Consider the following 25,507-nt stretch of genomic DNA (forward strand, 5'->3'; position numbering starts at 1 on the left):
CCGCGGCCGCGGTCAGCGCGCGGCGGCGGGCACGGGCAGCGGTCCCGTGGGCGGGCGGACGTGGTACGCCTCGGAGGACACGTAGGCGGTGACGCGCGGCGGCCGGCCCTGCTGGTGGGCGAGCGCCAGGTAGGCGACGAGGCCGACCCCGTCCTCCGGGTGGCGGTCGGTGACGGCGGAGACGGCCCGCAACAGCGGGTCCGGGGCCTGCCCGTGGTGGCGGAGCAGGGTGCCGGCCCGTTCCAGGGCCTCGCCGTCGTGGCGGGCGTAGTCGCGGACGGGGACGTAGAGGGTGAAGCCGCTGGGCCGGCCGGTCGCGGTCTCGGTGAAGGCGTGGCAGGACTGGACGGGCCGCCGGACCTGCGGTGACGTGAGGTCGTCGGCGTCGTGTCCGGCGGCGATACGGAAGAACGCCTCGGTCTCGGCCGGGGTGGGCCCGGTCTCGGTGCGGCACAGCGCGCCCGCCTCGCCGGCCGACAGGTCCTGGTGCGCGAGGTACACCTTGACCCGGGGTTCGGCCCAGTCGCCGAGGTCCAGGGCGAAGAAGAGGTGACGGTCACCGGGGGGCAACGCGTCGAACGCCCGGTGGTGGCCGAGCCTGCGCAGGGCCTCGGCGACGGTGGCCGGGGCGCGGTTCTGTCCGGAGGCCGCCGGGTTGAGGTAGACCTTCACCTTGGGGACGCCGCCGGGCAGCAGCTCCAGGGCGCACCACAGGGCGAGGGGGCCTTCCGGCGCGGGCGGCAGGAAGAGGTCCTCCAGCTCGTCGAGGCGGTCGGTGGAGAAGCCCCAGCGCCGGGCGACCTCGCGGACGGCCCGCAGCCCGGCGCGGCCGTTCGCCGCCCGTCCGGGGGCGTCGCAGCCGGGTTCGACCAGCATCCGCAGGGTGGGGTCCTCGCCCTGCGTGAAGGAGAGCGAGAACTCGACCGGGGTGTGGTCGTCCGAGAGGAACGTGGGGTTCGGCGGCGGCAGGTGCAGCGGTCGTTCCGCGGCGCCGCCGAGCATCTCGGTCAGCGTACGCGCGTAGACCCCGGCGTCGTCGGTGCCAAGACCCACGACGTCGGCGAGGCGCAGGAGCTGGCCCGCGGTGTGTCCGCCGAGCGTGCCGGAGGCCGGGGGTCTGAGCGGTGCGTCGGGGGCGCTCACGCGGCCTCCCGCGACGGCTCGGCGGGAACAAGAAGATACCCGCCCGGGAAGGCGGGTATCCGGTGTGACGACACGCGCGGCGGTCGTCGGAAGACGCTGTCGGTACGTATGAGGTTCACGGCGGCTCCTCGGGTCGGTGAGCTATGCGGAATGCCGCATAGCTCTCTACCCGTGCCGCTGAACGGTCATACGATGGCCACAAGTTGACGCGTGTTGGCTAAATCACCTCGTAAGCCAGTTGAGGAACTGGCTCCACACTCCACTGCGCTCGGCACGGTGGCCCTGCTGTGCCGACTGCGCCGGACCGGCCGGCGCCTCGGTGCGGGTCCCGGCGTCGGGCCGGCGAGCGGCCTGCACCGGGGTGAAGCGCGCGGGCAGCGCGACGAGTCCACGGTTGAACGGACCCGGACGCCAGGTCAGGGACTCCTCCGGGACCGCGAGTTCGACATCGGGGAGCTTGTTGAGGAGGTTCTCCAGCGCGGTGATGGTGATCTGCCGCGCGGGGTCCTTGGAGGGGCAGGCGTGCGGGCCCGCGCTCCAGGCGAGGTGGGCGCGGTTGCTGCCCGCCTGGCGGGCGGCCGTGAGCGCCGGACCGGTGTTGGCGGCGGCGAAGCTGACCAGGAGGAGGTCCCCGGCCTGGAGGTGCTGCCCGGCGAACTCCATGTCGGAGGCCGGGTAGTGGGGCGCCAGGTTCTGCATCGGCGGGTTCTCCCACAGCGTGTCGTCGATCGCCTCGTCGATCAGACCGCCCTGGTTGGCGTACGCGTCGTGGGTGAGGAGCCGGTGCAGGGTGTTGCCGATGAGGTTGCGCAGCGGCTCGTTGCCCCCTACGAGGAGCAGCGCGAGCTGGTACATCATCTCCTCGTCGGTGAGGTTGGCCTGATGTTCCATCAGCCAGGAGGTGACGTCGTCACCCGGCCTGGCCCGCTTGAGCGCGATGAGTTCGCCGACCGCGCCGAACAGCACGCCCATCGCCTGTTCGGCGTTGACGCCGTCGAACATGCCGGTGACGCCGTAGACGACGCGGTCACCGATGTCGGGCGGGCAGCCGAAGAGTTCGTTGAAGACGACCAGCGGAAGCTGCTTGGCGTAGTCGGCCAGGAGGTCCGCCGAACCACGGCTGCTGAACTGGGATATGAGGTAGTTGGAGACCTGCTCGGTGCTCTGGCTCAGCCGACGCGAGTCGATGCGGGCCATGCTGTCGGTGATGGCCTGGCGCAGCCGCAGGTGTTCGGCGCCGTCGCTGAACATGGCGTTGGGGCGGTAGGCGAGGACCGGTGCCACGGGGCTGTCCGGGGAGATCTTGCCCTCGTTGAAGTGCCGCCACCGCCGGGAGTCCTTGCGGAACGAGCCGGAGTCCTGGAGGAGTTGGAGGGCGCTCGCGTAGTCGGTGACCAGGGTGGCCTCGACACCGGGAGCGATCTCGACGGGCGCCGTCGGCCCGTAGTGCCGCAGATAGCTGTAGTAGGCCTGTGGATCTGCCGCGAACTCGGGCCCGTACAGCGGCACTCGGCCGCCGCTGTTGTGCGCCGGGCACCCGGGCGGGGGCACGGGCGCGTTGGGGTGGTCCATGGAAGCTGCTCCTAGTGGGCACGGTCCTGCAGGTGGCGGACGAGGGTGATCAGCGCTTCGGCCGAGGACCGCTCGTCACGCGCGTCGCAGGTGACGACGGGGGTGTCGTCGAGCAGGTCGAGGGCGTCGCGCAGGGCCGCCTCGTCACGCAGGGGTACGCCGTCGAAGTGGTTGACGGCGATGGCGTAGTCGAGCCCGTACTGCTCGATGAGGTCGATCACGGCGAAGGAGTCGGCGAGACGCTCGGGGTCGACGAGGACCAGCGCGCCGAGCGCGCCGCGGGCCATGTCCTCCCACATCTGCACGAACCGCTGCTGGCCGGGCGTCCCGAAGAGGTAGAGGACGACCCGGTCGCTGATGGTGAGGCGGCCGAAGTCCATGGCGACCGTGGTGGTGGTCTTGCCCTGGACGCCCTTCAGGTCGTCGATCTCCTCGGCGGCCCGCGTCATCGTCTCCTCGGTGGTCAGCGGGGTGATCTCGGAGATCGCCCCGATGAACGTGGTCTTGCCCACCGCGAAGTGACCGACGACGAGGATCTTGACGGCGGTCTGGGTCGCGCCGTCACGGACGTACGCCTGCTCATCCAAACTTGCGCCTGAGACCATTCAGCACCTCCTCCAGGATCTCCCGGTCGGCGAGGGGGGCCCGCTGCACGGGCGGGCGGGTGATGAGGTAGCCGCCCTCGGTGAGGGCGGCGAGGAGGATCTTCACGACACCGAGGGGCAGTTGGGTGTGCCCCGCGATCTCCGCGACCGACAGGTACCCGGCGGAGCACAGGTCGAGCAGGCTCTGCTCTTCCGGGGACAGCCGGGTGGGCCGCTGCTGCTGGTCGACGGTGGCCGTGACCAGGGTGATGAGGGAAAGCTGCTCCTCGTCGGGGAGCCCGCGTCCCTTGGTGATGACGTACGGACGCACTAATTCGGGCGTCTGGGGCTCCAGTTCACCGAAGCCCGTCATGACCGCGCGCCGAGGTTCTCGCGCGGCGGCGTCGTCAGGGCCTTGCCGAGCTGGCTGACGAGCTGCTGCATCCGGAAGGTGATGTCCTGCATGTCGACCTCCGGCGCGGCGGAGACGCCGAGGTAGGCGCCGTCACCGGCGGAGATCAGGAAGACCCAGCCCCCGTCGAACTCGACGACCGTCTGGCGCCACCGCTGGCTCGCGTCCTCGCAGAAGAAGGCGAGGGAGCGGCTGAGCGACTGCACCCCGCTCATGGCGGCGGCGACCCGGTCCGCGTCATCCTTGTGGAAGTCCTGCGTCCGGGCCATCAGCAGGCCGTCGGCGGATATCAGGACGGCGTGCAGGGCCCCGGGAATCTCCAGGGCGCTGTCAAGCATCCATGACAGATCGTCGTTCACGAGAACTCATGCCCTTCGCTGCTTGCACCGGGGGTGCTGCTCGACTGTTGCGCGGGGTCCGTGGGCCTGGCCCGCCGCCCCGACTGGGTGCCGCGCTGGAAGGCACCCATGATCGCCGCCGTCTCGGCGCCCGAGCGGGCGGGAGAGGAGGCGGTCGACGCGCTGCCGGGCACGATCGCCATGGGCCGCTTGCGGCGGCGCTTGGGCAGACCGTCGGCGGTGCTGCTGGGAGCGGGCGCCGTCTCGGGTCCACCGCCGCGCACGGGGGTGGCGACGGCCGGGGCGACCGGGGCCGGCTCCTTCTGCTCGGGCGCGTTCGTGAGCAGGTCGTGGGGGAGGAGGAGGACCGCGCGGACGCCGCCGTAGGGCGAGCTGGAGTCGACGGACACCTCGAATCCGAAGCGCTCGGCGAGGACGCCGATCACCGCGAATCCGAACTGCGGGGGGTTGCCGAGTCCGGAGACGCCGGAGACGCGATCGGTGGAGAGGAGTTTCTCCGCGCGGGCGCGTTCCTCGTCGTTCATGCCGACACCGGCGTCGTCCACGACGATGCAGATGCCCTTGGGCACGGTGCGGATGTTGATCTCGACAACGGTGTCCGGGCTGGAATAGCTGGTGGCGTTGTCGAGCATTTCGGCGAGCGCCAGCGCGACGGGTTCGACGGCGCGGCTGGTGATGCCGAAATCGACCTGCGAAAGGATTTCCACCCGCCGGTAGTGGCGGATGCGTCCCTGGGCGCTGCGGACGACGTCGTAGACGGACGCGACATCGCGCTGACGTCCCAGCCAGCCGTCGCAGAGCACTGCGATGGACTGGGCGCGGCGACCGAACTGGGAGTTCGTGTGGTCGATCTCCAGAAGGTCCTGGAGAATGACCGACTCGCCGTACTTGGACTGGAGCCGGGAAACGATCAACTGCTGTTCCGCGGCGAGGCCCTGGAGGGTCCGCATCGCGGACTTGAGGACCGTTTTGGTTGCCTCTTCGGCTCTTTCCTGAGCTGCCTCGACGGATTTCGCGTACCCGTTCTCCAGCTCGTTGTGCTGAGCCCTGAGATCTGCGAACTCCCGCCTTAACGTCCGTGCCGCCCTCCGCTGGCGAACAATGAGGGCCACGGAGACGATCACGGCGACGAGGAGAGCCCAGAGTACCGGGTTCTGTATGTAATCAGTCATAAGACTCTCTTCAGGCGACTGACGGCCAGTGCTGAATTCCCGTCAATGCGGGTGGACCGGCGGACCGCCCGCACCGGGGTCACCGCCCGGACTGTCCCCGTAGTCAGGGATGTCGTCGTCCTGCACCCATCCGCCCGCTCTACAAGCGCCGTGATCGTATCACCACACGATCCGGTCACAGACCGCCAACATAGGCGGTCAGGATGAACATTGACGCATCGTCAGGAATAGGGCCCGTGGGGCGTTCCCATCACAACCGATAAACCGCGTTCCGCGGCATTCAGGGGCAAGTGAGAGGTTCGGAGAGGTTTCCGGCGGCGCGGCGGCCCGAAGGAGAAGGGGATCGCGCGCCGGCGGGCCGGACGGAGGCCGCGGGCGAAAGCGCGCGCGAAACGACGCTACCCACATCCGGCGACGCGGATGCGGGTAGCGTTTGTTTGATATTCCACTTACCGATCGAGGGCAATGCGATACGGAGAGTGATATGTGTCCGAGGGGGGACTTGAACCCCCACGCCCGATAAAGGGCACTAGCACCTCAAGCTAGCGCGTCTGCCATTCCGCCACCCGGACCAGGTGTCTGTCACCGGCCGGGGTGTTCCCGGCGGCGACATGGACAACAATACCAAGCTTTCGGGGTGCGTTTCACCTGCGTATCCGCTGGCCGGGAGGGTGCGGGGCGGGGTGCCGTGCGGGGCGGGGCGGGGGGCGCCGGGGAAGGGCTGCGCGCACGGGGTGCGGCGGGCCCTCCCCCGGCTCCTCCGGGGTCAGCAGTTCTCGCGCAGGGAGTGCAGGTGCTCGCTGGAGCGGCGGGCGAAGGTGAGGGAGTCGGCCGGGTTGTCGTGTTCCGCCTGCCAGTGGTGGGCGAAGCGCTCGCCGCGCAGCCGGGTCACGGCGGAGAGGAAGCGCCGGTAGTCGATGTCGCCGTCCCCGACGTCGGTCATGCGGTAGCCGTAGGGGTCGGTGGGGTCGCTGACGCCGTCCTTGACGTGGAAGAGGGGGTAGCGGTGCGGCCTGCGCAGCACGTAGTCGAGCGGTTCGAACGGCGCGGGCTTCCCGTCGGGCCGCACGGAGAAGCGGAACTGTCCGACGTACGCCCAGTAGATGTCCATCTCCAGGAAGACCAGGTCGGGGTCGGTCTCGCGGAGCAGGACGTCGTAGAGGCGGACCGAGGGGTCGTCGGTGGCGAAGGAGAACTCCTCGGAGTGGTTGTGCTGGTAGAACTTCATGCCGCGGGCGCGGGCCGCGGCGCCGTAGGTGTTAAAGTCCTCGGCGGCGCGCTTCCAGGCGTCGACGGTGGAGCCGTAGCGGAACGGCCCGGCGGCGGTCCCGATGTGCTGGAGGCCGAGCGCCTGGGCGTCGTCGAGGACCTTGGTGAGGTTCTGGGCGAAGGTGTAGGCGTTGGGGTCGCCCGAGTAGTAGCCGACGTGGCTGCCGATCGGGTTCAGCCCGTGGTCGCGGGCGAGCCGCTTGAGCTGGGCGAGGGTGATGGCGCCCGCGGAGCCCTGGGTGTATCCGGCGAACTCGATCTCGTCGTACCCGTACCGCTCCAGCTCGGCGAAGACGGGTGCGAAGCCGAGGGAGGAGACCTTGTCGCGCAGGCTGTAGAGCTGGATGCCGAGGCGGCCGGGGGGCAGGACGGGACGACCGCGGCCGTGGCCGTGGCCGCGGTCCCGGGTCCGGCCGGGGTCGGCGCTCGCGGCGGGAGCGGCGGCGGGGGTCGCCGCGGCGGGGCCGGCGGCGGCGCCGAGCAGGGCGGCCGCGGTGGTGCCCGCGGCGACGCCGAGCATGCCGCGTCGGCCGAGGCGGTGGGTGAGTTCGGGATCGGACTGGGACATGCGGCTCATACCGGGAACTCCTCGCGATACGGGTGCGTTGGGGGAGATGAGTGCTTCGCCTGCTTCATGTCGGGACAGAGGTCGCCGTCCGGTGCGGACGGGACGCTCAGTCCAGACCGGCCAGGCGCAGCAGCAGGGATTTCACCTCGGTGGCCGCGACGCGGTCACCGACGGCACGGGGGGTGGAGCAGATGAGCAGCGGACCGTCGTCGTCGCGTTCCGGAAGACGCCCGTGGCTGCCGCGGACAGGGGACGGGTCGAGAGGCACCACGGCCATCCGGTAGCGCATGCCGAGCTTCTTGCGGGCGAGCGCGGTGGCCGCCTTGACCTTCACATAGGGGTCGAGGGGGTCCATGAACAGCTCGACCGGGTCGTAGCCGGGTTTGCGGTGGATCTCGACGAGCTGCGCGAAGTCGGGCGCGCGGTCGTCGTCGAGCCAGTAGTAGTACGTGAACCAGGCGTCCGGCGCGGCCACGGCGACGAGTTCGCCGGAGCGCGGGTGGTCGAGGTGGTGGGCCTTCTTGCCCTCGTCGTCGAGGAGCAGGTCCAGGCCGGGCAGTCCGGCGAGCGCGGCGCGGGTGGCGTCGAGGTCCTCGGGGCGGCGCACGTAGACGTGGGCGATCTGGTGGTCGGCGACGGCGAAGGCGCGGGAGGCCATCGGGTCCAGGTACTCCATGCCGTCCTGGGTGTGCACCTCCAGCAGTCCGGCGCGGCGCAGGGCGCGGTTGATGTCGACGGGCCGGTCGACGCGGGTGATGCCGTACTCGGACAGCGCGACGACGGTACGGCCCTCGGCGCGGGCCTGGGCCAGCAGCGGGGCGACGGCGGCGTCGAGGTCGGCGGCCGCCTTCAGGGAGCGCGGGTCGTCGGGGCCGTAGCGCTGGAGGTCGTAGTCGAGGTGGGGGAGGTAGCACAGGGCCAGGTCGGGGCGGCGGGTGCGCAGGATGTGCCGGGTCGCGTCGATGATCCAGCGGCTGGAGACGAGGTCCGCGCCGGGACCCCAGAAGTGGAAGAGGGGGAAGACTCCCAGTTCTTCGGTGAGTTCGTCGTGCAGGGACGGCGGCCTGGTGTAGCAGTCGGGCTCCTTGCGGCCGTCGGCGTAGTAGACGGGGCGGGGGGTGACGGTGAAGTCGGTGTCGGCGCCCATGGCGTACCACCAGCAGATGTTGGCGACCGTGTAGCCGGGGTGGGCGCGGCGGGCGGCGTCCCAGAGCTTGTCCCCCGACACGAGGCCGTTGTGCTGGCGCCACAGCAGGACGTCGCCGAGTTCGCGGAAGTACCAGCCGTTGGCGACGACGCCGTGCTCCGAGGGGAGCGTGCCGGTGAGGAAGGTGGACTGGGCGGCGCAGGTCACGGCGGGCAGCACGGTGTCGAGCGGGGCGCGGGAGCCGTCCCGGGCCAGGGAGCGGAGGTGGGGCATGTGGGCGAGGAGGCGGGGGGTGAGGCCCACGACGTCGAGGACGAGCAGCGGAACCGGGGAGCGGTCGGGGGACGCCCCGTCGGCAACGGCGGTGGCGGGAGTTTCCGCGGGGGTGCCGGGGGCGGGGGTGGGGGTCATGGCAGTTCCTTCAGGCCGAGATCCGTCAGCAGGTCGCGGGCGAGGGAGAGTTCGGCGGCGATGCCGTCGGCGAGCTGGGCGCGGCCCCGGGGCCGCAGCGCGGGCGGGAGGGCCTGCCAGGTGTAGGTCTCGACCTCCAGGTGGCGGGTGAGGGGGTGCGGGCCGCCGACCAGGCGGGTCAGCGTGGACTTCAGGACGGGGAGGGTGGAGGTGAGGGGCGCGGCGGGGGCCGCGTGCAGCGGGACGTGGAAGTGGGCGCGCCAGGGCGTGGCGTCGGGCAGAACGTCGCCGCCGAGGGCTTCGGCGAGGTCGTCGGTGCCGTGGCGGCCCTCGGCGTCGACGGTGCGGGTCTGGTGCAGGAAGCGGGGTTCGTCGAAGGCGGAGAGGGCGGCGCGGACGGCGGGGAGGCGGGGGTGTTCGGCGTGCAGGGCGGCCGAGAGCTGGGACTTGACGACGGGGACGCGGGCCGCGGTGAGCGCGTCCAGGGCGGTGTGCGGATCTTCGAAGGAGGTGGCGAGGTGGCAGGTGTCGAGGCAGAGGCCGATCCGGTCGTGCCCGACGGCGGTCAGCGGGGGCAGCGCGTCCGCGGTGGTCTCGACGATGCAGCCGGGCTCGGGTTCGAGGCCGACGCGGATCGAGCGGCCGGTGAGGTCGGCGAGGGCGTCCAGGCGGTCGGCGAGCGTCAGCAGCGCGGTGTGGGCGGCGTCGGCGCGGGTGGCGTCCCAGCCGGTGCGCCAGCCGAGCGGGAGGGTGGAGACGGTGCCCTCGGTGATGTCGTCGGGCAGCAGACCGGCGAGGACCCGGGCGAGGGCGGTGGTGTGGTCGAGGCGCTCGGGGTCGGCCCAGTCGGGCCGGTAGACGCGGTACTTGACGCGTTCGGCGCCGAACCCCTCGTAGGGGAAGCCGTTGAGGGTGACGACCTCCAGGCCGCGCTTGTCGAGTGCGGCGCGCAGCCCGCGCAGGGCGGCCGGGTCGGTGTGGAGGACCCGTGCGGCGTCCCTGGCGAGCCAGAGCCCGATGCCGAGCCGGTCGCGGCCCATGCGGCGGCGGACCGGTTCGCAGTGGTCGCGGAGTTGGGCGAGGACGCCGTCGAGGGTCTCGGCGGGGTGCACGTTGGTGCAGTAGGCGAGGTGGACGACGCTGCCGTCGGGGTGGCGGAAGCGCATCGCTCACTCACCGCCGCGCAGCACGGAGTTGCCCTCGTGGGTGGCGTCGGGCGCGGCGACCTCCAGGTCGAGGCGTCCGCTGAGCCCGTAGAAGGCCACCGGGTTGCGCCACAGGACGCGGTCCACGTCGTCCTCGTCGAAGCCCTCGGCGAGCATCAGATCGGCCACGCTCCGTGTCTTCAGCGGGTCGCTGTTGCCCCAGTCGGCGGCCGAGTTGACCAGTACCCGCTCGGGGCCGTGGGCGCGGAGGATCGCCACCATCCGCCGTTCGTCCATCTTGGTGTCGGGATAGACGGAGAAGCCGAGCCAGCAGCCGCTGTCGCGGGCCTCCTTGACGGTGGTCTCGTTGAGGTGGTCGATCAGGACCCGGTCCTCGGGCAGGTGCGACTCGCGGATCACGTCGAGGGTGCGGCGCAGTCCGGCGGCCTTGTCGCGGTGCGGGGTGTGCACCAGCGCGGGCAGCTCGTGGTCGGCGGCGAGCTGGAGCTGTGCGGCGAGCGCGGTGTCCTCGGCCGGGGTCATGGAGTCGTAGCCGATCTCGCCGACGGCGACCACCCGGTCCTTGACGAGATAGCGGGGCAGTTCGTCGAGGACGGGCAGGCAGCGCGGGTCGTTGGCCTCCTTCGGGTTGAGGGCGAGCGTGCAGTGGTGGGCGATGCCGTACTGGGCGGCCCGGAAGGGCTCCCAGCCGAGGAGGGAGTCGAAGTAGTCGAGGAAGCTGGCGGGCGAGGTGCGGGGCTGGCCGAGCCAGAAGGAGGGCTCGACGACGGCGCGCACCCCGGCGGCGTGCATCGCGGCGTAGTCGTCGGTGGTCCGGGACGTCATGTGGATGTGGGGGTCGAAGAGGCGCATCAGGACTCCTTGCCGTGGGGGTGGCCCGTGCTGTGGAGGTGGGTCCCGGACAGCCGTCCGGCTCCGTCGGCGGTGCGCGCGGCGGGGGCGGCCGGTTCGGTGAGGGCGAGGACGCGGTGCAGGTCACCGGGGACGGGGCGGTCCGCGGCGGTGCGTTCGGCGGCGTAGTCGCGGAGCATGCGGGCGAGTTCGGCGTCGGCGCGCGCCCGCTCCGCGAGCGCGGCCACCGCGTCGACGGACACCCCGGTGAAGAGGCACTTCAGGACGGCGTGCCGCCAGGAGTGGACGTCGAGGTGGCGGGCGCCGTACGGGCCGACGGCGGCGGCCAGCAGCCGGGTGTCGTTGGTGCGGAGCGCGTCGTGCACCAGCGGCAGCGCCTCCGGGCCGGGCACCAGGTACGGCAGGGCCGACAGGACGGCCCGGCGTTCGTCGGCGGTGCCCTGCGCGTACACCCGGGCGAGGACGCCCAGGTCGGCGCCCGCCACGCACAGGAGCAGCAGCCTGGCGGTGTCCGCGTGCGCGCTGCCGCAGCGACGACGGGCCTCGGCGAGGCGCAGCTCCCAGGGGGCGAGGGGGGTGCGGGCTCGGGAGGCGGGCGGTGCGGGGGCGTCGGGGCGCGCGGACGTCTCCGCGTGCGCGGTCGCCTCGTCCAGGGCGTTGCGGAGCCAGGCGCGGGCGGGGGCCGGGAGGCGGGCCTCCAGGCCGGCGCGGAGGTCGGGGAGGGGAGTGAGGGGCGGGGTGGGGAGGGGGGCGGGAGGGGTGGGGGGCAGGGGGGCGGGGGGAGGTGAGGCAGGCTCGTTCATGCGGAGGGCCCTTCCGAGGTGCCGTCGGGTGGGGCGGGGGTGGCCGGGGCGGCCCGGTGGAGGAACGGGAGGGCGCGTTCGGCCTGGTGGGGACCTGCGTGGGAGTGGCGGGGCAGTTCGACGACGGTGAGGCCCTGGTAGCCGGTGGCGGCGAGCGCGGCGAGGACCGGCGGGAAGTCGATCTCGCCGTCGCCGAACGGGAGGTGCTCGTGGACCCCGCGCCGCATGTCCTCGATCTGGACGTGGCGCAGCCAGGGGGCGGCGGCGCGTACGCACGCTTCGGGCGGGAGGGGTTCGAGGCACTGGCAGTGGCCGATGTCGAGGGTGAGCCCGAGGGGTTCCGGGTCGCCGAGGAGACGGCGCAGGTGGTGGAAGTCGGCGAGGGTGGCGAGGAGGTGCCCCGGTTCGGGCTCGACCGCGAGGGGGACCCCGGCGTCGGCGGCCGCCTCCAGAACCGGGGTGAGGGACTGGGCGAGACGCTGCCAGGCGGTGGCGGGGTCGATGCCGGGCGGGGTGACGCCGCTGAAGCAGTGGACGGCGTGCGCGCCGAGGTCGGCGGCGATCCGCACGGCGGTGCCGAGCAGGTCGGCCCGGCGGGCGCGGTCGGCGGGGTCGGGGTCGAGCAGGGTGGGGCCGTGTTTGCGGCGCGGGTCGAGGACGTAGCGGGCGCCGGTCTCCACGGTGACGTCGAGCCCCAGCTCGGCCAGGCGGCGCGCGGTCCGGCGGACGCGGTCGGTGAGGCCGGGGCCGAGGGGGTCGAGGTGCATGTGGTCGAGGGTGAGGCCGACGCCGTCGTAGCCGAGGTCGGCGAGGAGGGCGAGGGCGTCGTCGAGGCGGAGGTCGGTGAGGCCGTTGGTGCCGTAGCCGAAGCGGAGGGCGGACACGGGCGGCCGCGCGGGGGAAGGGGGGCCGGGGCGGCGCGGGGCGGTGAGGGGCGCGTACGGGTTCGGGTGGGTGTTCATGTGACGCTCACCCGCCGGGCGAACCTGCGGGCGGCGGGTGCCAGCGCCGCTGTGAGCAGGGCGGTGACGGGGGAGCCGGAGCGGGCGGCGAGGGCGGCCTGGAGCGGGATCGTGGCGCGGATTCCGGCGCCGACGGCGCGCTGGGTGAGCGGGGGTGAGGGGTTGAGGGTGGCGTGGAGGTAGGCGCGGGCGGTGGTGGCGGCGTACGCGGCGGTGGCGAGGGCGGTCAGGGGGCCGGGGGGTGGGGAGGGGGCGGTGCCGGGGCGGGAGGGGTGGGGGTCGGTGTCCGGTGGGGTCGGGGGGTTCCGGGGTCGGGTGAGGAGCCAGGTGAGGGTGCCGGTGGCGGCCAGGGCGGCGAGGGGGGCGGTGGGGGTGCCGTCGCGGGTCTCCTGGCGGGAGACCGTGGTGAGGGCGAGAGTGTGTCCGCCGAGCAGGGCCGCCGAGGGGAGGGCGGGGCGGACGTGTCCGGCGGTGGCCGCCGCGCCGAGGAGGAGGTCGAGGCCGCGGGCGGCGGCCATGGCGAGCGGTCCGGCGGGGGTGCGTTTGAGGCCCAGGTCGTAGGACCACACGGTGACGGCGAGGGGGGCCGCCACGGTGAGGGCGGGCCGTCCCGCGCGGGCGGTCAGGGCGAGGCCGGTCGCGGTGAGCGCGCAGGCCGCGGTGAGGGCGGCGGCCGGACGGACCCGGCCGGAGGGCAGCGGGCGGTGCGGGCGCTCCACGGCGTCCTCGGCGCGGTCGGCCCAGTCGTTGAGGGCCATGCCCGCCTCGTACAGGCAGAGGGAGGCGGCGACGGCGAGCAGGGTACGGCGGCCGGGGCGCACGGAGGTGGCCGCCGCGCCCGCCAGCGTGTCGCCGGGGACGGTGAACAGGGCGGGTAAGCGCAGGAGTTCGGCCCAGGCTCGCAGGTCGGGGGTCGACCGGGCGAGGGCGGGGCGGGCCGGGAGGGGGCCGGTCCCGGTGGGCCGGGGTCGGGGCGGGCGCGGGGGTTGCGGTGCGGCTCCCCCGCCGACAGACGCCCCTCGCCCGTCGGCGGATGCCCTTTGCCCGTCGGTAGATGCCCCCTGTCCCGAGGCGTTCACCGGCTCCCCGCCCGCGTCGGCCGCTCCCCCGGCCGCAGCGCCCGTGTCCCCGCCGCCGGGGACCGCTCCCCCGCTCACCGGTCCTCCTCGTCGCTCAACCGGCGGGCGAAGGCGAGGAGTTCGGCGTGCTGTTCGGCCAGGGAGGAGGGGGCGTCGCCGATCGGGTCCTTGAAGAAGAAGGCGAGTTCGGGGCGGGGGCCGGTGAGGCCGCGTTCGTGGGCGCGGGCGAGGAGGCGGGCGAGGTCGAGGACGAGGGGGGCGGCGAGGGCGGAGTCGCAGCCCTGCCAGATGGTCTGGAGGATCATGCGGGTGCCGAGGAAGCCGTCGAAGGCGATGTGGTCCCAGGCGGTCTTCCAGTCGCCGAGCGCGGGCACGTCGTCGATGTGGACCTGGCCCTCGGGGACGGTGCCGAGGGTGTCGGCGAGGACGCGTTCCTTGCCCGCGTTCTTCGCCTCGGCGGCGGCCGGGTCGGCGAGGGCGGCTCCGTCGCCGCCGCCGAGCAGGTTGGTGCCGGACCAGGCCCGTACGTCGAGGGCGCGTTGCGTGAACATCGGGCCGAGGACGGAACGGAGCAGGGTCTGGCCGGTCTTGCCGTCGCGTCCGGCGTACGGCAGGCCGCTCGCCGCCGCGGGGTCGGCGAGGGCGGGGTGGTGGAGGCCGGTGGAGGGGGTGAAGTTGACGTAGGGGCAGCCCGCTTCGAGGGCGGCGGCCGCGTACAGCGAACTGGGCGGCAGGGCGGGGCCGTTCGGGGCGGGTTCGGTGGAGGCGACGTTGACGACGACGGCGCGGGTGAGGTCGCCCCGCCGGACGAAGGCGCGGATGTCGTCGGCGAAGTCGGCGATGAGGCGCCGCTCGTCGCGGGTGTCGCCGGGGAGGGGGCCGCCGGGTCTGATCTCGGCCTCGGCGGCGGCGAGTTCGGCGGCGACGGCGGTGGGGAGGCCGGGCGGCAGGACCCCTCCCGCGGCGAGTTGTTCGGCGCGTTTGGGCAGGGGGCAGTCGAGGGTGTCGTGGCCGCCGAAGACGAGGGAGGACAGGGCGGGGAGGCCGCTGTCGGCGAAGGCGGGGGTCTCGGTGACGAGGCCGGTGGGTGGGCGGAGTCCTGCGGTGAGGGCGGCGCAGCCCGCGACGACGGTGGTGGCGACGGAGCCGCGGGCCCCGATCAGCCAGACGCCGACGCGCGGCGGGAGCGGGCGGGGCGCGGACATGGGCAGCCTCCTTCTGGTGCGGGGAGCCGGGAAGGCGGAACGGGCAGAACGGCGTTCCGGTGCGGCGGAGCGGGGAGACGGCGGGCGGAGGTCCGGCGTCCTCCGCCCGCCGCCGTTCAGTGGCCCCGTGCGGGGAGTTGCTTGATCCGGACGTCGCGGAAGGACACCTGGTCGTCGGCCCCGTGGTTCTGGAGGCCGAGGTGTCCGTCGCGCAGGCTGCGGGCCGGATCGGTGTTGGTGTAGTCGTTGATCCAGACGCCGTTGAGCCGTACGCGCAGGCGTTCGCCCTCGACGCGGATCTCGTACGTGTTCCACTCCCCCGGCGGGTTGAGCGCGCGGTCGCGAGCGGCGAGGTCGGCGGAGCGGAAGCCGTAGACGGCGCCGGTGGTGCGGTCGGGGACGTCGGTGGCGTCGATCTGGATCTCGTAGCCGTTGTCCACCGCGGACCAGGGGTCGTCGGAGGGCGGGAAGCCCACGAAGACACCGGAGTTGTCGTCGCCGGAGGGGCTGGACATCCGCCAGTCGAGCTTCAGGGAGTAGGAGGTGAAGCCGGAGGCGGCGTACCAGAGGAGGCCCATGCCGCCGGAGGAGGTGAGGGTGCCGTCGGCTCCGAGGGTGAAGGAGCCGGGGCCCGCCTGCCGCCAGCCGTCGAGGGAGGTGCCGTCGAAGAGGGGGCGGTAGCCGCGCTCCGGGGGGCAGTCGGCGCGGTGGGTGCCGGTCGGGTGCGTGCCCGTCGTGTGTGTACCGGTCGGGTGCGGCGCGGTGGCCGGAGCCGCCGCGGTCGCCGGGTCGGTGACGGCGGCCTCGGCGCGGGGCGCGGTGAGGTGGAGCGGCGCCGTGGCGAGCAGGGCGCCCGCCAGGACGGCGATCGCCGTGCGGGGCGCGGGGGTTCGGGTGCGGGCGGTGGGGGCGGCGGTGCGGGTGGTGCGGTCGTTCCCGTGCACGGGTCCTCCAGGGTGGGGCCGGTGGTACGTGCGGGGTGGTGCCTGCGGTCGCCGGGACGCGCCGTCGTCCCGGCTGCGGGGAAGCGGACCCGGCCGGGGGGCGGCCGGGGTGGTGCGACGGAGCGGTGTGCGGCCGTGCCGGGCCGTGGGGGCTCCGGCACGGTTCCGGCGGGCGGGCTGCGGGCCAGGGCCCGCGACCGACTGCAAGGTCCGGAAGAGCGGCCCTAGTTGCCGAACGCGGCGTCGAAGGAGGCGGTGGGCGGGTCGAAGTCGTAGGCCTTGAGGCGTCGGAGGGCCTCGGGGGCGCCGTGCAGGCGGTCCATCCCGGCGTCCTCCCACTCCACGGAGACGGGCCCGCGGTAGTCGATGGAGCGGAGCATGCGGAACACGTCCTCCCAGGGGACGTCGCCGTGCCCGGCGGAGACGAAGTCCCAGCCGCGGCGCGGGTCGCCCCAGGCCAGGTGGGAGCCGAGGCGGCCGTTGCGGCCGTCGAGCCGCTTGCGGGCCTCCTTGCAGTCGACGTGGTAGATCCGGTCGCGGAAGTCCCAGAGGAAGCCGACCGGGTCGAGGTCCTGCCACACGAAGTGGCTGGGGTCGAAGTTGAGGCCGAACGCGGGGCGGCGGTCGACGGCCTCCAGGGCGCGGACGGTGGTCCAGTAGTCGTAGGCGATCTCGCCGGGGTGGACCTCGTGCGCGAAGCGGACCCCTTCGGCGTCGTAGACGTCGAGGATCGGGTTCCAGCGGTCGGCGAAGTCCTGGTAGCCGCGGTCGATCATCGCCTCGGGGACGGGCGGGAACATGGCGACCAGGTGCCAGATCGCGGAGCCGGTGAAGCCGATGACGGTGTCGACGCCGAACGCGGCGGCGGCGCGGGCGGTGTCGGCGATCTCGGTGGCCGCGCGCCGCCGGACGCCCTCGGGTTCGCCGTCGCCCCAGATCCGGGCGGGCAGGATCGCCTCGTGCCGTTCGTCGATGATGGCGTCGCAGACGGCCTGCCCGACCAGGTGGTTGGAGACGGCCCGGCAGGTCAGCCCGTACTTGTCGAGCAGGGCCCGGCGGGAGTCGAGGTAGGAGGGGTCGGTGAGGGCCTTGTCGACCTCGAAGTGGTCGCCCCAGCAGGCGAGTTCGAGTCCGTCGTAGCCGAAGTCACGGGCGAGGCGGCAGACGTCCTCCAGCGGGAGGTCGGCCCACTGGCCGGTGAAGAGCGTGAACTGGCGGGGCATGCGGGGCCTTCCTCAGTCGGCGATCGGGGTGTAGACGGAGTTCTTCTCGGCGCTCTCCTCGACCGCCGCGAGGACCCGCTGCACCTGGAGTCCGTCGGCGAAGGAGGGTTCGGGGCGGCGGCCCTCGGCGATGAAGTGGACCAGGTCGCGGGCCTGGTGGACGAAGGAGTGCTCGTAGCCGAGGCCGTGGCCGGGCGGCCACCAGGCGTCCAGGTAGGGGTGGTCGGGCTCGGTGACGAGGATGCGGCGGAAGCCCGCGTGGGTGCCGGGCTCGGTGGCGTCGTGGAACGACAGCTCGTTGAGGCGTTCCAGGTCGAAGGCCAACGAGCCGCGCTCGCCGTTGAGTTCGATGCGCAGGGCGTTCTTGCGGCCGGTGGCGTAGCGGGTGGCCTCGAAGGAGGCGAGGGCGCCGGAGGTGAACCGGCCGGTGAAGACGGCCGCGTCGTCCACGGTGACCGTCGCGGTCGTGGCGGTGCCGCCGGTGCCCGTCCCGGCGGCGAGGCCGCTGGTGGCGCCGTCGGGCAGGGGCCGCTCCCGTACGAACGTCTCGGTGATCGCGGAGACCCCGGCCAGCCGCTCCCCCGCCAGGTACTGGGCGAGGTCGATGATGTGGGCGCCGAGGTCGCCGAGGGAGCCGGAGCCCGCCAGTTCGCGGCGCAGCCGCCAGGTCAGCGGGAACTCCGGGTCGTTGAGCCAGTCCTGAAGGTACGTCACCCGCACGTGGCGCAGGGTGCCGAGGCGGCCCTCGGCGACCATGGTGCGGGCCAGCGCGGTGGCGGGGAGGCGGCGGTAGTTGAAGCCGACCATCGCCAACTGGCCACGCTCCCTGGCCCTTTCGGCGGCGCTGGTCATGGCCTCGGCCTCGGAGACGGTGTTGGCGAGGGGCTTCTCGCACAGCACGTGCTTGCCCGCGGCGAGGGCGGCCACGGCGATCTCCGCGTGGCTGTCGCCGGGGGTGCAGATGTCGACGAGGTCGACGTCGTCGCGTTCGATCAGGGCCCGCCAGTCGGTCTCGGTCGCCGCCCACCCGTGGCGGTCGGCCGCCGCGCGCACGGCGGCGGCGTCGCGGCCGCACAGCACGGCCAGTTCCGGGCGCAGGGGCAGGTCGAAGACGTGGCCCGCGGTGCGCCAGCCCTGGGAGTGGGCGGCGCCCATGAAGGCGTAGCCGACCATGCCGACGCGGAGCGGTGGCCGGCCGGCCTCGGCGACGGCCTCCTCCGGTCCCGCTGACGCTTGCGGCTGTTCCATGCAGGTGTCCTCCTGGTCGTCGTGGCGCGATGGGGGGCGGTTCCTGCCGGGCGGGCGGGCCGCGCCCCGGCCGGAGCGCCGGGGCGCGGTCCCGCGGCGCGCGGGTCCGGCGGGAGCCGACGTCCCGCCGGACGGCGCCGTACGCCCCGAGGCGGCACGCCCCACGGCCGTACGCTCCACCGTCGTACGCCCCGCTGTACGTCCCGCCGTGGCGCGGGCCGGGTCCCGGCAGACCCGTCCCGCCCCCGTGGTCCGGTCGGCTCACCGGAAGCCGGTGGACATGTACTGGTCGACGTTCTCCTTGTCGACCACCGCCGAGTACAGGGTCAGCGAGGCGGGGATCTCGAACTCGGCGAGGCCGCCGATGCCCCTGGCCTGGCCGAGGGCGCGGGCGAGGTCGATGGCGGAGGCGGCCATGGTGGGCGGGTAGAGGACGGTGGCCTTGAGGACGCCGTTGTCCTGCTTGATGGCCTCGAAGGCGGAGAGGGCGCCCGCGCCGCCGACCATCAGGAAGTCGTCGCGGCCCGCCTGCTCGATGGCGCGCAGCGCGCCCACGCCCTGGTCGTCGTCGTGGTTCCACACCGCGTCGAACTTGGACTGGGCCTGGAGGAGTTGGGCCATCTTGGCCTGCCCGGACTCGACGGTGAAGTCGGCCGCCTGGCGGGCCACCTTCTTGATGTTGGGGTAGTTCTTGAGGGCGTCGTCGAAGCCCTGGGTGCGCTGTTTGGTCAGCTCCAGGTTGTCCAGTCCGGCGAGTTCGATGACGCGGGCGTCGGAGGTGTCCTTGAGCTTCTCGCCGATGTAGTGACCGGCGTTGAGGCCCATGCCGTAGTTGTCGCCGCCGATCCAGCAGCGGTACGCCTGCGGGGTGTTGAAGATCCGGTCGAGGTTGATGACGGGGATTCCGGCCCGCATCGCCTTGAGGCCGACCTGGGTGAGGGCCTTGCCGTCGGCGGGGAGGATGACGAGGACGTCGACCTTCTTGTTGATGAGGGTCTCGATCTGGCCGATCTGCTGGGCGGTGTCGTTGGAGCCCTCGGTGATCTCCAGGGTGACGTCGGAGTACTTCTTGGCGCGGTTCTTGGCGTTGTCGTTGATGGCGTTGAGCCAGCCGTGGTCGGCCTGCGGTCCGGCGAAGCCGATGGTGACCTGCTTGCCGGGCTTGTCGTCGGCGGCGGGCTGGCTGTTGCCGGCCGGGGCTCCGTCGTCGTCCTTGGGGTCGTTGCTGGTGCAGCCGGCGAGGAGGGCTCCGGCGGAGACGGCGGCGGTACCGAAGAGCAGTCCTCTGCGGCTGGCGACACGGTGGGTGATCAGCGGCTCTGGCATGGCGGTGAACCCTCTCGTCAGGTCGTGCTCGCGGTACGGCGCTGGACCAGCACGGCGGCGACGATGATCGCGCCCTTGGCGATCTGCTGGACGTCGCTCTGCAGGTTGTTCAGGGCGAAGATGTTGGTGATCGTGGTGAAGATCAGGACGCCGAGGACGGAGCCGACGATGGTGCCGCGGCCTCCGCTGAGGAGGGTGCCGCCGATGATCGCGGCGGCGATGGCGTCGAGTTCGTAGAGGTTGCCGTTGGTGTTCTGGCCCGAGCCGGAGAGGATGATCAGCAGGAACGCGGCGATGCCGCAGCACAGTCCGGACAGCAGGTACAGGTACAGCCGTTGACGGCGTACGTCGATCCCGGCGAGGCGGGCGGCCTCCGCGTTGCCGCCGACGGCGACGGTGCGGCGGCCGAAGGTGGTGCGGTTGAGCACCAGCCAGCCGATGAGCGTCACCACCGCGAACACCATGACCAGCGGCGGCACTCCGAGGACGTAGGCGTCGCGCTCGCCGAGGTCGAGGATGCCGTCGATGGTGACGATCTGCGTCTTGCCGTCGGTGATCTGGAGGGCGAGGCCGCGCGCCGAGGCCAGCATGGCGAGGGTGGCGATGAAGGGCACCATCCCGCCGTACGCGATGAGGAGGCCGTTGACGAGGCCGCAGCCGAGGCCGACGAGGACGGCGGTGAACAGGACCCCGCCGAAGCCGTAGTCCTGGGTCGCGAGGGTGGTGGCCCAGACGGAGGCGAGGGCGACGATGGCGCCGACGGAGAGGTCGATGCCGCCGGACATGATGACGAAGGTCATGCCGACGGTGACGACCCCGATCACCGAGGCCTGGGTGAGGACGAGTTGAAGGTTGCGGGTGTCCAGGAACTCGTCGGGCTTGGTGATGCCGCCGATGAGGACGAGGACGGCCAGCACGCCGAGCAGGGACAGGGTGCGGACGTCGGCGCGGGCCACCGCGCCGCGCCAGGGCGGGGGTTGGGGCGGCGGGACCTTGTCGGTGCTGTCCCGCGGCGGGGAGACGGGCTGCGTCATGACGCCGGACTTCCTTCCATGACGAGGTCGAGTACGCGGTGTTCGTCGAGTGCGTGGGCGGGCGCGGTGTGCACGACGCGGCCCTCGCGGAGCACGAGGACACGGTCGGCGAGGCCGAGGACCTCGGGGACCTCGCTGGAGACGAGCAACACGGCGAGCCCTTCGTCCGCCAACCGGCGGACCACCGCGTACAGTTCGGCGCGGGCGCCGACGTCGACCCCGCGGGTGGGTTCGTCGAGCAGCAGGACCCGGCAGCCGCGCAGCAGCCAGCGGGCCAGGACGGCCTTCTGCTGGTTTCCCCCGGACAGGGTGCGGACCGGGACGGACGGGTTGTCGGGGCGCAGGGAGAGTTCGCGGGTGGCCGCGCGGGCCGCGCGCAGTTCGGCGCCCCGGTCGATCCATCCGGCGCGGGAGAAGCGGGCGAGGGTGGAGACGGAGACGTTGCGGGTGACGGACTCCAGCATCAGCAGGGCCTGGGCCTTGCGTTCCTCGGGGGCGAGCCCGAGCCCGGCGCGGACGGCGTCCCGGACGCTGCCCGGCCTCAACTTCTGTCCGTCCACGCTGACCTGACCGGCCGTCGGCCTGCGGGCACCGTAGATCGTCTCCAGGATCTCGGAGCGTCCGGAGCCGACCAGTCCCGCCAGGCCGACGATCTCGCCGGGCCGCACGTCGAGGTCGAGGGGCTCGAACTCGCCCGCGCGGGCCAGTCCGCGGACCTCCAGCAGCGGCTTCACCGGCTGCGGCGCCGGGTCGGCGGTCGGGCGCGGCGGGAAGACGTACTCGACGTTGCGGCCGGTCATCAGGGCGACGACCTCGCGGGTCGGGGTCGACTTCGCGGGCAGTCCCCCGGCGACCGCGCGCCCGTCCTTGAGGACGGTGACGCGGTCGCCGATGCGGCGGATCTCCTCCAGCCGGTGCGAGATGTAGACGACGGCGACGCCGTCCGCGGTGAGGTCGGCGACGATCCGGAAGAGGTTGCCGACCTCGTCGGGGTCGAGGGCGGCGGACGGTTCGTCCATCACGATCAGCCGGACCTCGTGGGACAGGGCCCGCGCCATGGAGACGATCTGCTGCTGGGCCGCCGAGAGGTCGCCCACCAGCCGCCCCGGCGCGATCTCCGGGTGCCCGAGCCGCTTGAGGAGGGCGGCGGTCGAGGCGCGGGCGGCCTTTCCGCGGACGACGAATCCGGCGGTGGTCGGTTCGTGGCCGAGGTGGACGTTCTCCGCCACCGACAGGTGCTCCACCAGGTCGAGTTCCTGGTAGATGGTGGCGATGCCCAGGCGCATGGCGGCGATCGGCGAGCGCAGGGTGACGGGTTCGCCGCGCCAGCGGATCGTGCCGTCGTCGGGCTGGTGGGCACCGGCCAGCACCTTGATGAGGGTGGACTTCCCGGCCCCGTTCTGGCCGAGCAGGCAGTGCACCTCGCCGGCCTGCACGTCGAGGTCGACGCCGTCGAGGGCCCGGACGCCGGGGAACGACTTGGTGATGCCGGACATGCTGAGCAGGGGTGGTTCGGGTGCCATGGGGTTCCCCTCTGCGGGCGTGCGGGCCGGTGTCAGGGCAGAGCGAGGCCGAGCGGAGTGGGGCGGGTCGGAGCAGGGTGCGCCTGGGCGCGGGTGCGGGCAAGCGCTTGCAGGACGGCAGTACGGGGTGGTGCGACGCGGAACGGTGCCGTGCCGAGAGGTGCCGTGCGGGATGGTGCCGTGCGGGGCGGTGCGGCCGTACGGGGTCAGGGCTACGCGGGTGAGAAGAGGTGGTCGCTGATCAGGCGGGCCGCGCCGATGACTCCGGCGGTGGGCCCCAACTCCCCCAGGACGATGGGGAGGTTGCCGGTCGCCAACGGCAGCGACTGGCGGTAGACCTGGGTGCGGATGGCGGCGAGGAGGGTGTGGCCGAGGCCGGTCACCCCGCCCCCGATCACCACCAGGCCGGGGTTGAAGAAGGAGACGAGCCCGGCGATGACCTGGCCGACCCGGTTGCCGCCCTCGCGGATCAGGTCGAGCGAGGTCGCGTCACCGGCGGCGGCCGCGGCCGCGACGTCGACGGCGGTGAGGGCGCCGCTCGCCTCCAGCCGGGCCGCGAGTTCGGCGGAGAGACCCTGCTCGGCCGCCTCCACCGCGTCGCGGGCCAGCGCCGCGCCGCTGAAGTACGCCTCCAGGCAACCGCGGTTGCCGCAGGCGCAGGGGCGGCCGTCGGGCACGGCCTGGATGTGCCCGATGTCGCCCGCGCTGCCGGTGGTGCCCCGGTAGACCTGGCCGCCGACCACGATGCCGCAGCCGATGCCGGTGCCGATCTTGACGCAGAGGAAGTCGCCGACGGACCGGGCGACGCCCGCGTGCTGCTCCCCCATCGCCATCAGATTGACGTCGTTGTCGACCATGACCGGGCAGCCGAGTTCCTGGCTGAGCGCCTCCCGTACGGGGAAGCCGTCCCAGCCGGGCATGATCGGCGGCGCGACGGGGACGCCCTCGGGGAAGCGGACCGGGCCGGGGACGCCGATCCCGGCGCCGTCGAAGCCCTCGGCGAGCCCGGTGGCCCTCAACTTCGCCGCCATGGCGAGCACTTGCTCGAACACCGCGACCGGGCCGTCCCGTACGTCGAGCGGCTGGTTGAGATGTCCGAGCGTCTCCAGTTCGGCGTTGGTGACCGCGACGTCGACCGAGGTCGCGCCGATGTCCACGCCGAGGAAACGGAGTTGGGGGTGGAGGCGGACGTTGTGCGAGCGGCGGCCACCGCGGGAGGCGGCGAGCCCGTCGGCCACGACGAGGCCCGTCTCCAGCAGCCGGTCCACCTCCACGGCCAGCTTGGACCGCGAGAGGTCGATCTGATCGCCCAGCTGCGCCCGGGAGTTGGGTCCTCCGTCGCGCAGCAGCTTGAGCAGCCTGGCCTGGTGCGCGTTCGCGGGTCGTGCCGTCATGCGTCTCACGGACCCCTCCCCGCCTGAATCGGCCGCCTGCTTGTCGGGCTTTCGAGGGGAACGTAGCAGCGGTTGCCGGGCGGGGGAAGAAGTCGTGCAGGGATTGCTGCGATCTTTTCCCACTCACAGGACAAAGACCGGTGAGGGCGCCCGGCGAAAGCGGCTCGTGACGCCCCGCGCGCCGGGTGCGACAGGTGCGCCGAGCCTGTCAGGCAGGCCTAGGTGTCCCGCCGGACCGGGCGGACCGGGTGGGTGGTGGGTGCGGGCTGCTCGGGTTCGGCCTGCTCGCGGGTGAGGCGGGTGGCGAGGGGCTGGTCGCCCGCGGCGATCGCGGCGGTCACGTCCCGGTACCCGCTCCAGGTCCGGCCGTCCCGCGCGCGGCTGCCGGGGGCGTGGTACCAGCGGGCGCGGCGGTCGATCTGGGCGGCGAGTCCGGCGAGGACGGCGTTGCCCGCGAGGTCCATGACCTTGGCGTGGAAGAGGGCGTCGAGGGTGCCCGCGCGGTCCAGGTCGTCGGCGGCGACGGCCGACCCGCCCTGCCCGCAGATCCCCGTGAGGGCCTCGACGTCCGCAGGGCGGGCGCGGGTGGCGGCGAGCCCGGCGGCCTCGGACCGCAACAGGGCGCGTACGGCGAGGAGTTGCCCGGCCTCCTCCTCGGTCGGCAGCCGTACGTAGGCTCCTTGGGCGGGGCGGAGTTCCACCCAGCCCTCGGCGTTGAGGCGTTGCAGCGCCTCGCGGACGGGCTGCCGGGAGACGCCGAGGCGGTCGGCGAGCTCGTTCTCGACAAGGTGCTCCCCCGGGCGGAGGGCGCGGGTGGTGATGAGTTCGAGCAGGGCCTCGTAGACGCGCTCGCGCAGCGGCCCCGGTCGTTCCAGCCGGGGTCTCCCGGCCGGTGGCGGTCCTGACGGCGGCATGGTCGCTCCCCCTCCGGGGCGGCGCCGGTGGCGGCGGCCGGACGTCCCCGTGTCGATGGTCACCGGCAGGGTACGACCGCGGCCGCCCCCGCCCACCGGCACCGCACGGCCGCAGCCGTCCGGCTCACCGGCGGCCTGCGGCCGGGACCGGCCGGGTTCACCGGCACATACGGCCGGAGGCGGCCGGTCCGTTCACGGGCAGCGTACGACCTGGCCCGCGTACGACAGGTTGCCGCCGAAGCCGAAGAGGAGGACGGGGTCGCCGCTGCCGATCTCGCCGCGTTCGACCAGCTTGGAGAAGGCGAGGGGGATGCTGGCGGCGGAGGTGTTGCCCGATTCGGTGACGTCCCGCGCGACCACGGCGTTGACGGCGCCGATCTTCTCGGCGAGGGGTTCGACGATGCGGAGGTTCGCCTGGTGCAGGACCACGGCGGCCAGGTCGGCGGGGGTGAGTCCGGCCCGCTCGCACGCCTCGCGGGCCAGCGGGGGCAGCTTGGTGGTAGCCCAGCGGTAGACGCTCTGCCCCTCCTGGGCGAACCGGGCGGGCTGTCCCTCGATGCGTACCGCGTGCCCCATCTCGGGCACCGACCCCCACAGCACGGGCCCGATCCCGGGCTCGGTGCCGACCGGGGCGGCCTCGACGACGGCGGCGCCCGCCCCGTCGCCCACCAGCACGCAGGTGGTGCGGTCGGTCCAGTCGGTCACCTCGGACATCTTGTCGGCGCCGATGACCAGGGCGCGGGTCGCGGCGCCCGCGCGGACGGTGTGGTCGGCGGTGGCGAGGGCGTGGGTGAACCCGGCGCACACCACGTTGATGTCCAGGGCGGCCGGGCTCGGCACGCCGAGGCGGGCGGCGACCCGGGCGGCCATGTTGGGCGAGCGGTCCACGGCGGTGGAGGTGGCGACGAGCACCAGGTCGATGTCGCCCGGCGTGAGCCCGGCGGCGGCGAGGGCCTTGGCGGCGGCGTGCGCGGCCAGCTCGTCCACCGGCTCGTCGGGCCCGGCGATGTGGCGTGTGCGGATGCCCACCCGGCTTCTGATCCACTCGTCACTGGTGTCGACCATGCCGGCCAGGTCCTCGTTGGTGAGGATCTTGGCGGGCTGGTAGTGGCCGACGGCGGCGATGCGCGAGCCGTTCATTGGGGAATCCCCTCGTTGCCGTGGGTAGCGGGATCCACCAGTCTGATCAGTGACTCA

The 25,507-nt window shown here is 73.3% G+C and carries 22 protein-coding genes, 1 tRNA gene and 1 pseudogene; all 24 read right to left on the reverse strand.

Going from position 1 to position 25,507, the window contains the following annotated elements; translation table 11 throughout:
* Window positions 1–12: 12 nt before the first annotated feature.
* The 24 genes and pseudogenes from ACIQPQ_RS16795 to ACIQPQ_RS16910 all read right to left on the reverse strand — a co-directional run bounded on the left by ACIQPQ_RS16795 (window position 13) and on the right by ACIQPQ_RS16910 (window position 25,450).
* Window positions 13–1,143 (reverse strand): tryptophan dimethylallyltransferase family protein, encoded by a 1,131-nt coding sequence (locus tag ACIQPQ_RS16795; protein WP_401304446.1) that lies wholly within the window; start codon window positions 1,141–1,143, stop codon window positions 13–15.
* A 222-nt stretch (window positions 1,144–1,365) separates the two neighbouring features.
* Window positions 1,366–2,715, reverse strand: coding sequence for a cytochrome P450 (locus ACIQPQ_RS16800; protein WP_401304448.1), 1,350 nt, complete (start codon window positions 2,713–2,715; stop codon window positions 1,366–1,368).
* A gap of 11 nt (window positions 2,716–2,726) precedes the next feature.
* Complete coding sequence (locus ACIQPQ_RS16805; RefSeq protein ID WP_401304451.1) at window positions 2,727–3,320, reverse strand: GTP-binding protein; 594 nt, start codon at window positions 3,318–3,320, stop codon at window positions 2,727–2,729.
* A complete protein-coding gene (locus ACIQPQ_RS16810) occupies window positions 3,295–3,672 on the reverse strand; it encodes a DUF742 domain-containing protein (RefSeq protein WP_401304454.1) in 378 nt (125 codons plus the stop codon). Before ACIQPQ_RS16810 ends, ACIQPQ_RS16805 begins: the two co-directional genes overlap by 26 nt.
* Window positions 3,669–4,070, reverse strand: coding sequence for a roadblock/LC7 domain-containing protein (locus tag ACIQPQ_RS16815; protein WP_383766974.1), 402 nt, complete (start codon window positions 4,068–4,070; stop codon window positions 3,669–3,671). Before ACIQPQ_RS16815 ends, ACIQPQ_RS16810 begins: the two co-directional genes overlap by 4 nt.
* Window positions 4,067–5,242: an ATP-binding protein gene (locus ACIQPQ_RS16820; RefSeq protein WP_383766976.1), complete on the reverse strand. Its 1,176-nt coding sequence runs from the start codon at window positions 5,240–5,242 to the stop codon at window positions 4,067–4,069. The genes ACIQPQ_RS16815 and ACIQPQ_RS16820 overlap by 4 nt, the downstream gene beginning before the upstream one ends.
* Window positions 5,243–5,729: 487 nt before the next feature.
* Window positions 5,730–5,814, reverse strand: a tRNA-Leu gene (locus ACIQPQ_RS16825).
* Window positions 5,815–6,008: 194 nt separating this feature from the next.
* Entirely contained in the window at window positions 6,009–7,088 is a 1,080-nt protein-coding gene (locus tag ACIQPQ_RS16830) for a sugar phosphate isomerase/epimerase family protein (RefSeq protein WP_401304457.1), read from the reverse strand.
* Window positions 7,089–7,185: 97 nt separating this feature from the next.
* Window positions 7,186–8,637 (reverse strand): nucleotide pyrophosphatase/phosphodiesterase family protein, encoded by a 1,452-nt coding sequence (locus ACIQPQ_RS16835; protein ID WP_401304460.1) that lies wholly within the window; start codon window positions 8,635–8,637, stop codon window positions 7,186–7,188.
* The gene (eboE, locus tag ACIQPQ_RS16840; protein WP_401304463.1) at window positions 8,634–9,803 is read right to left on the reverse strand and encodes a metabolite traffic protein EboE; all 1,170 of its coding nucleotides are present in this window, start codon (window positions 9,801–9,803) and stop codon (window positions 8,634–8,636) included. Before eboE ends, ACIQPQ_RS16835 begins: the two co-directional genes overlap by 4 nt.
* A 3-nt stretch (window positions 9,804–9,806) precedes the next feature.
* Entirely contained in the window at window positions 9,807–10,655 is an 849-nt protein-coding gene (locus ACIQPQ_RS16845; protein WP_401304465.1) for a TatD family hydrolase, read from the reverse strand.
* Window positions 10,655–11,458 carry an EboA domain-containing protein gene (locus tag ACIQPQ_RS16850; RefSeq protein WP_401304466.1) on the reverse strand — a complete coding sequence of 268 codons (804 nt, stop codon included), beginning with the start codon at window positions 11,456–11,458 and terminating at the stop codon, window positions 10,655–10,657. Before ACIQPQ_RS16850 ends, ACIQPQ_RS16845 begins: the two co-directional genes overlap by 1 nt.
* Window positions 11,455–12,420, reverse strand: a complete 966-nt coding sequence (locus ACIQPQ_RS16855; RefSeq protein ID WP_401304469.1) for a sugar phosphate isomerase/epimerase family protein — start codon at window positions 12,418–12,420, stop codon at window positions 11,455–11,457. The genes ACIQPQ_RS16850 and ACIQPQ_RS16855 overlap by 4 nt, the downstream gene beginning before the upstream one ends.
* The gene (locus tag ACIQPQ_RS16860; protein ID WP_401304565.1) at window positions 12,417–13,325 is read right to left on the reverse strand and encodes an SCO3242 family prenyltransferase; all 909 of its coding nucleotides are present in this window, start codon (window positions 13,323–13,325) and stop codon (window positions 12,417–12,419) included. Before ACIQPQ_RS16860 ends, ACIQPQ_RS16855 begins: the two co-directional genes overlap by 4 nt.
* A gap of 248 nt (window positions 13,326–13,573) precedes the next feature.
* Window positions 13,574–14,704: an inositol-3-phosphate synthase gene (locus ACIQPQ_RS16865; RefSeq protein WP_401304472.1), complete on the reverse strand. Its 1,131-nt coding sequence runs from the start codon at window positions 14,702–14,704 to the stop codon at window positions 13,574–13,576.
* Window positions 14,705–14,820: 116 nt separating this feature from the next.
* Window positions 14,821–15,420: pseudogene (locus ACIQPQ_RS16870) on the reverse strand (DUF1080 domain-containing protein); the annotation flags it as partial.
* 452 nt (window positions 15,421–15,872) lie between these two features.
* Window positions 15,873–16,871 (reverse strand): sugar phosphate isomerase/epimerase family protein, encoded by a 999-nt coding sequence (locus tag ACIQPQ_RS16875; RefSeq protein ID WP_401304474.1) that lies wholly within the window; start codon window positions 16,869–16,871, stop codon window positions 15,873–15,875.
* Between the two features lie 12 nt (window positions 16,872–16,883).
* Complete coding sequence (locus ACIQPQ_RS16880) at window positions 16,884–18,119, reverse strand: Gfo/Idh/MocA family protein (RefSeq protein ID WP_401304476.1); 1,236 nt, start codon at window positions 18,117–18,119, stop codon at window positions 16,884–16,886.
* A gap of 261 nt (window positions 18,120–18,380) precedes the next feature.
* Entirely contained in the window at window positions 18,381–19,445 is a 1,065-nt protein-coding gene (locus ACIQPQ_RS16885; RefSeq protein WP_401304478.1) for a substrate-binding domain-containing protein, read from the reverse strand.
* 17 nt (window positions 19,446–19,462) lie between these two features.
* Window positions 19,463–20,479, reverse strand: coding sequence for an ABC transporter permease (locus ACIQPQ_RS16890; protein ID WP_383767007.1), 1,017 nt, complete (start codon window positions 20,477–20,479; stop codon window positions 19,463–19,465).
* Complete coding sequence (locus ACIQPQ_RS16895) at window positions 20,476–22,002, reverse strand: sugar ABC transporter ATP-binding protein (protein ID WP_401304481.1); 1,527 nt, start codon at window positions 22,000–22,002, stop codon at window positions 20,476–20,478. The genes ACIQPQ_RS16890 and ACIQPQ_RS16895 overlap by 4 nt, the downstream gene beginning before the upstream one ends.
* Before the next feature lie 212 nt (window positions 22,003–22,214).
* Complete coding sequence (locus tag ACIQPQ_RS16900; RefSeq protein ID WP_401304484.1) at window positions 22,215–23,396, reverse strand: ROK family protein; 1,182 nt, start codon at window positions 23,394–23,396, stop codon at window positions 22,215–22,217.
* Window positions 23,397–23,614: 218 nt separating this feature from the next.
* The gene (locus tag ACIQPQ_RS16905; protein ID WP_401304567.1) at window positions 23,615–24,310 is read right to left on the reverse strand and encodes a GntR family transcriptional regulator; all 696 of its coding nucleotides are present in this window, start codon (window positions 24,308–24,310) and stop codon (window positions 23,615–23,617) included.
* Between the two features lie 192 nt (window positions 24,311–24,502).
* The gene (locus tag ACIQPQ_RS16910; RefSeq protein WP_383767015.1) at window positions 24,503–25,450 is read right to left on the reverse strand and encodes a beta-ketoacyl-ACP synthase III; all 948 of its coding nucleotides are present in this window, start codon (window positions 25,448–25,450) and stop codon (window positions 24,503–24,505) included.
* Between the last annotated feature and the right edge of the window lie 57 nt (window positions 25,451–25,507).

This window comes from Streptomyces sp. NPDC091281 (assembly GCF_044757425.1).
Classification (GTDB): Bacteria; Actinomycetota; Actinomycetes; order Streptomycetales; family Streptomycetaceae; genus Streptomyces.

What these genes read in the sequence shown, in the direction of transcription:
- ACIQPQ_RS16800 (WP_401304448.1), bottom strand. Translation starts at nt 2,715, where the DNA reads ATGGACCACCCCAACGCGCCCGTGCCCCCGCCCGGGTGCCCGGCGCAC.
- ACIQPQ_RS16805 (WP_401304451.1), bottom strand. Translation starts at nt 3,320, where the DNA reads ATGGTCTCAGGCGCAAGTTTGGATGAGCAGGCGTACGTCCGTGACGGC.
- ACIQPQ_RS16810 (WP_401304454.1), bottom strand. Translation starts at nt 3,672, where the DNA reads ATGACGGGCTTCGGTGAACTGGAGCCCCAGACGCCCGAATTAGTGCGT.
- ACIQPQ_RS16820 (WP_383766976.1), bottom strand. Translation starts at nt 5,242, where the DNA reads ATGACTGATTACATACAGAACCCGGTACTCTGGGCTCTCCTCGTCGCC.
- ACIQPQ_RS16830 (WP_401304457.1), bottom strand. Translation starts at nt 7,088, where the DNA reads ATGAGCCGCATGTCCCAGTCCGATCCCGAACTCACCCACCGCCTCGGC.
- ACIQPQ_RS16835 (WP_401304460.1), bottom strand. Translation starts at nt 8,637, where the DNA reads ATGACCCCCACCCCCGCCCCCGGCACCCCCGCGGAAACTCCCGCCACC.
- eboE (WP_401304463.1), bottom strand. Translation starts at nt 9,803, where the DNA reads ATGCGCTTCCGCCACCCCGACGGCAGCGTCGTCCACCTCGCCTACTGC.
- ACIQPQ_RS16845 (WP_401304465.1), bottom strand. Translation starts at nt 10,655, where the DNA reads ATGCGCCTCTTCGACCCCCACATCCACATGACGTCCCGGACCACCGAC.
- ACIQPQ_RS16850 (WP_401304466.1), bottom strand. Translation starts at nt 11,458, where the DNA reads ATGAACGAGCCTGCCTCACCTCCCCCCGCCCCCCTGCCCCCCACCCCT.
- ACIQPQ_RS16855 (WP_401304469.1), bottom strand. Translation starts at nt 12,420, where the DNA reads ATGAACACCCACCCGAACCCGTACGCGCCCCTCACCGCCCCGCGCCGC.
- ACIQPQ_RS16865 (WP_401304472.1), bottom strand. Translation starts at nt 14,704, where the DNA reads ATGTCCGCGCCCCGCCCGCTCCCGCCGCGCGTCGGCGTCTGGCTGATC.
- ACIQPQ_RS16875 (WP_401304474.1), bottom strand. Translation starts at nt 16,871, where the DNA reads ATGCCCCGCCAGTTCACGCTCTTCACCGGCCAGTGGGCCGACCTCCCG.
- ACIQPQ_RS16880 (WP_401304476.1), bottom strand. Translation starts at nt 18,119, where the DNA reads ATGGAACAGCCGCAAGCGTCAGCGGGACCGGAGGAGGCCGTCGCCGAG.
- ACIQPQ_RS16885 (WP_401304478.1), bottom strand. Translation starts at nt 19,445, where the DNA reads ATGCCAGAGCCGCTGATCACCCACCGTGTCGCCAGCCGCAGAGGACTG.
- ACIQPQ_RS16890 (WP_383767007.1), bottom strand. Translation starts at nt 20,479, where the DNA reads ATGACGCAGCCCGTCTCCCCGCCGCGGGACAGCACCGACAAGGTCCCG.
- ACIQPQ_RS16895 (WP_401304481.1), bottom strand. Translation starts at nt 22,002, where the DNA reads ATGGCACCCGAACCACCCCTGCTCAGCATGTCCGGCATCACCAAGTCG.
- ACIQPQ_RS16900 (WP_401304484.1), bottom strand. Translation starts at nt 23,396, where the DNA reads ATGACGGCACGACCCGCGAACGCGCACCAGGCCAGGCTGCTCAAGCTG.
- ACIQPQ_RS16905 (WP_401304567.1), bottom strand. Translation starts at nt 24,310, where the DNA reads ATGCCGCCGTCAGGACCGCCACCGGCCGGGAGACCCCGGCTGGAACGA.
- ACIQPQ_RS16910 (WP_383767015.1), bottom strand. Translation starts at nt 25,450, where the DNA reads ATGAACGGCTCGCGCATCGCCGCCGTCGGCCACTACCAGCCCGCCAAG.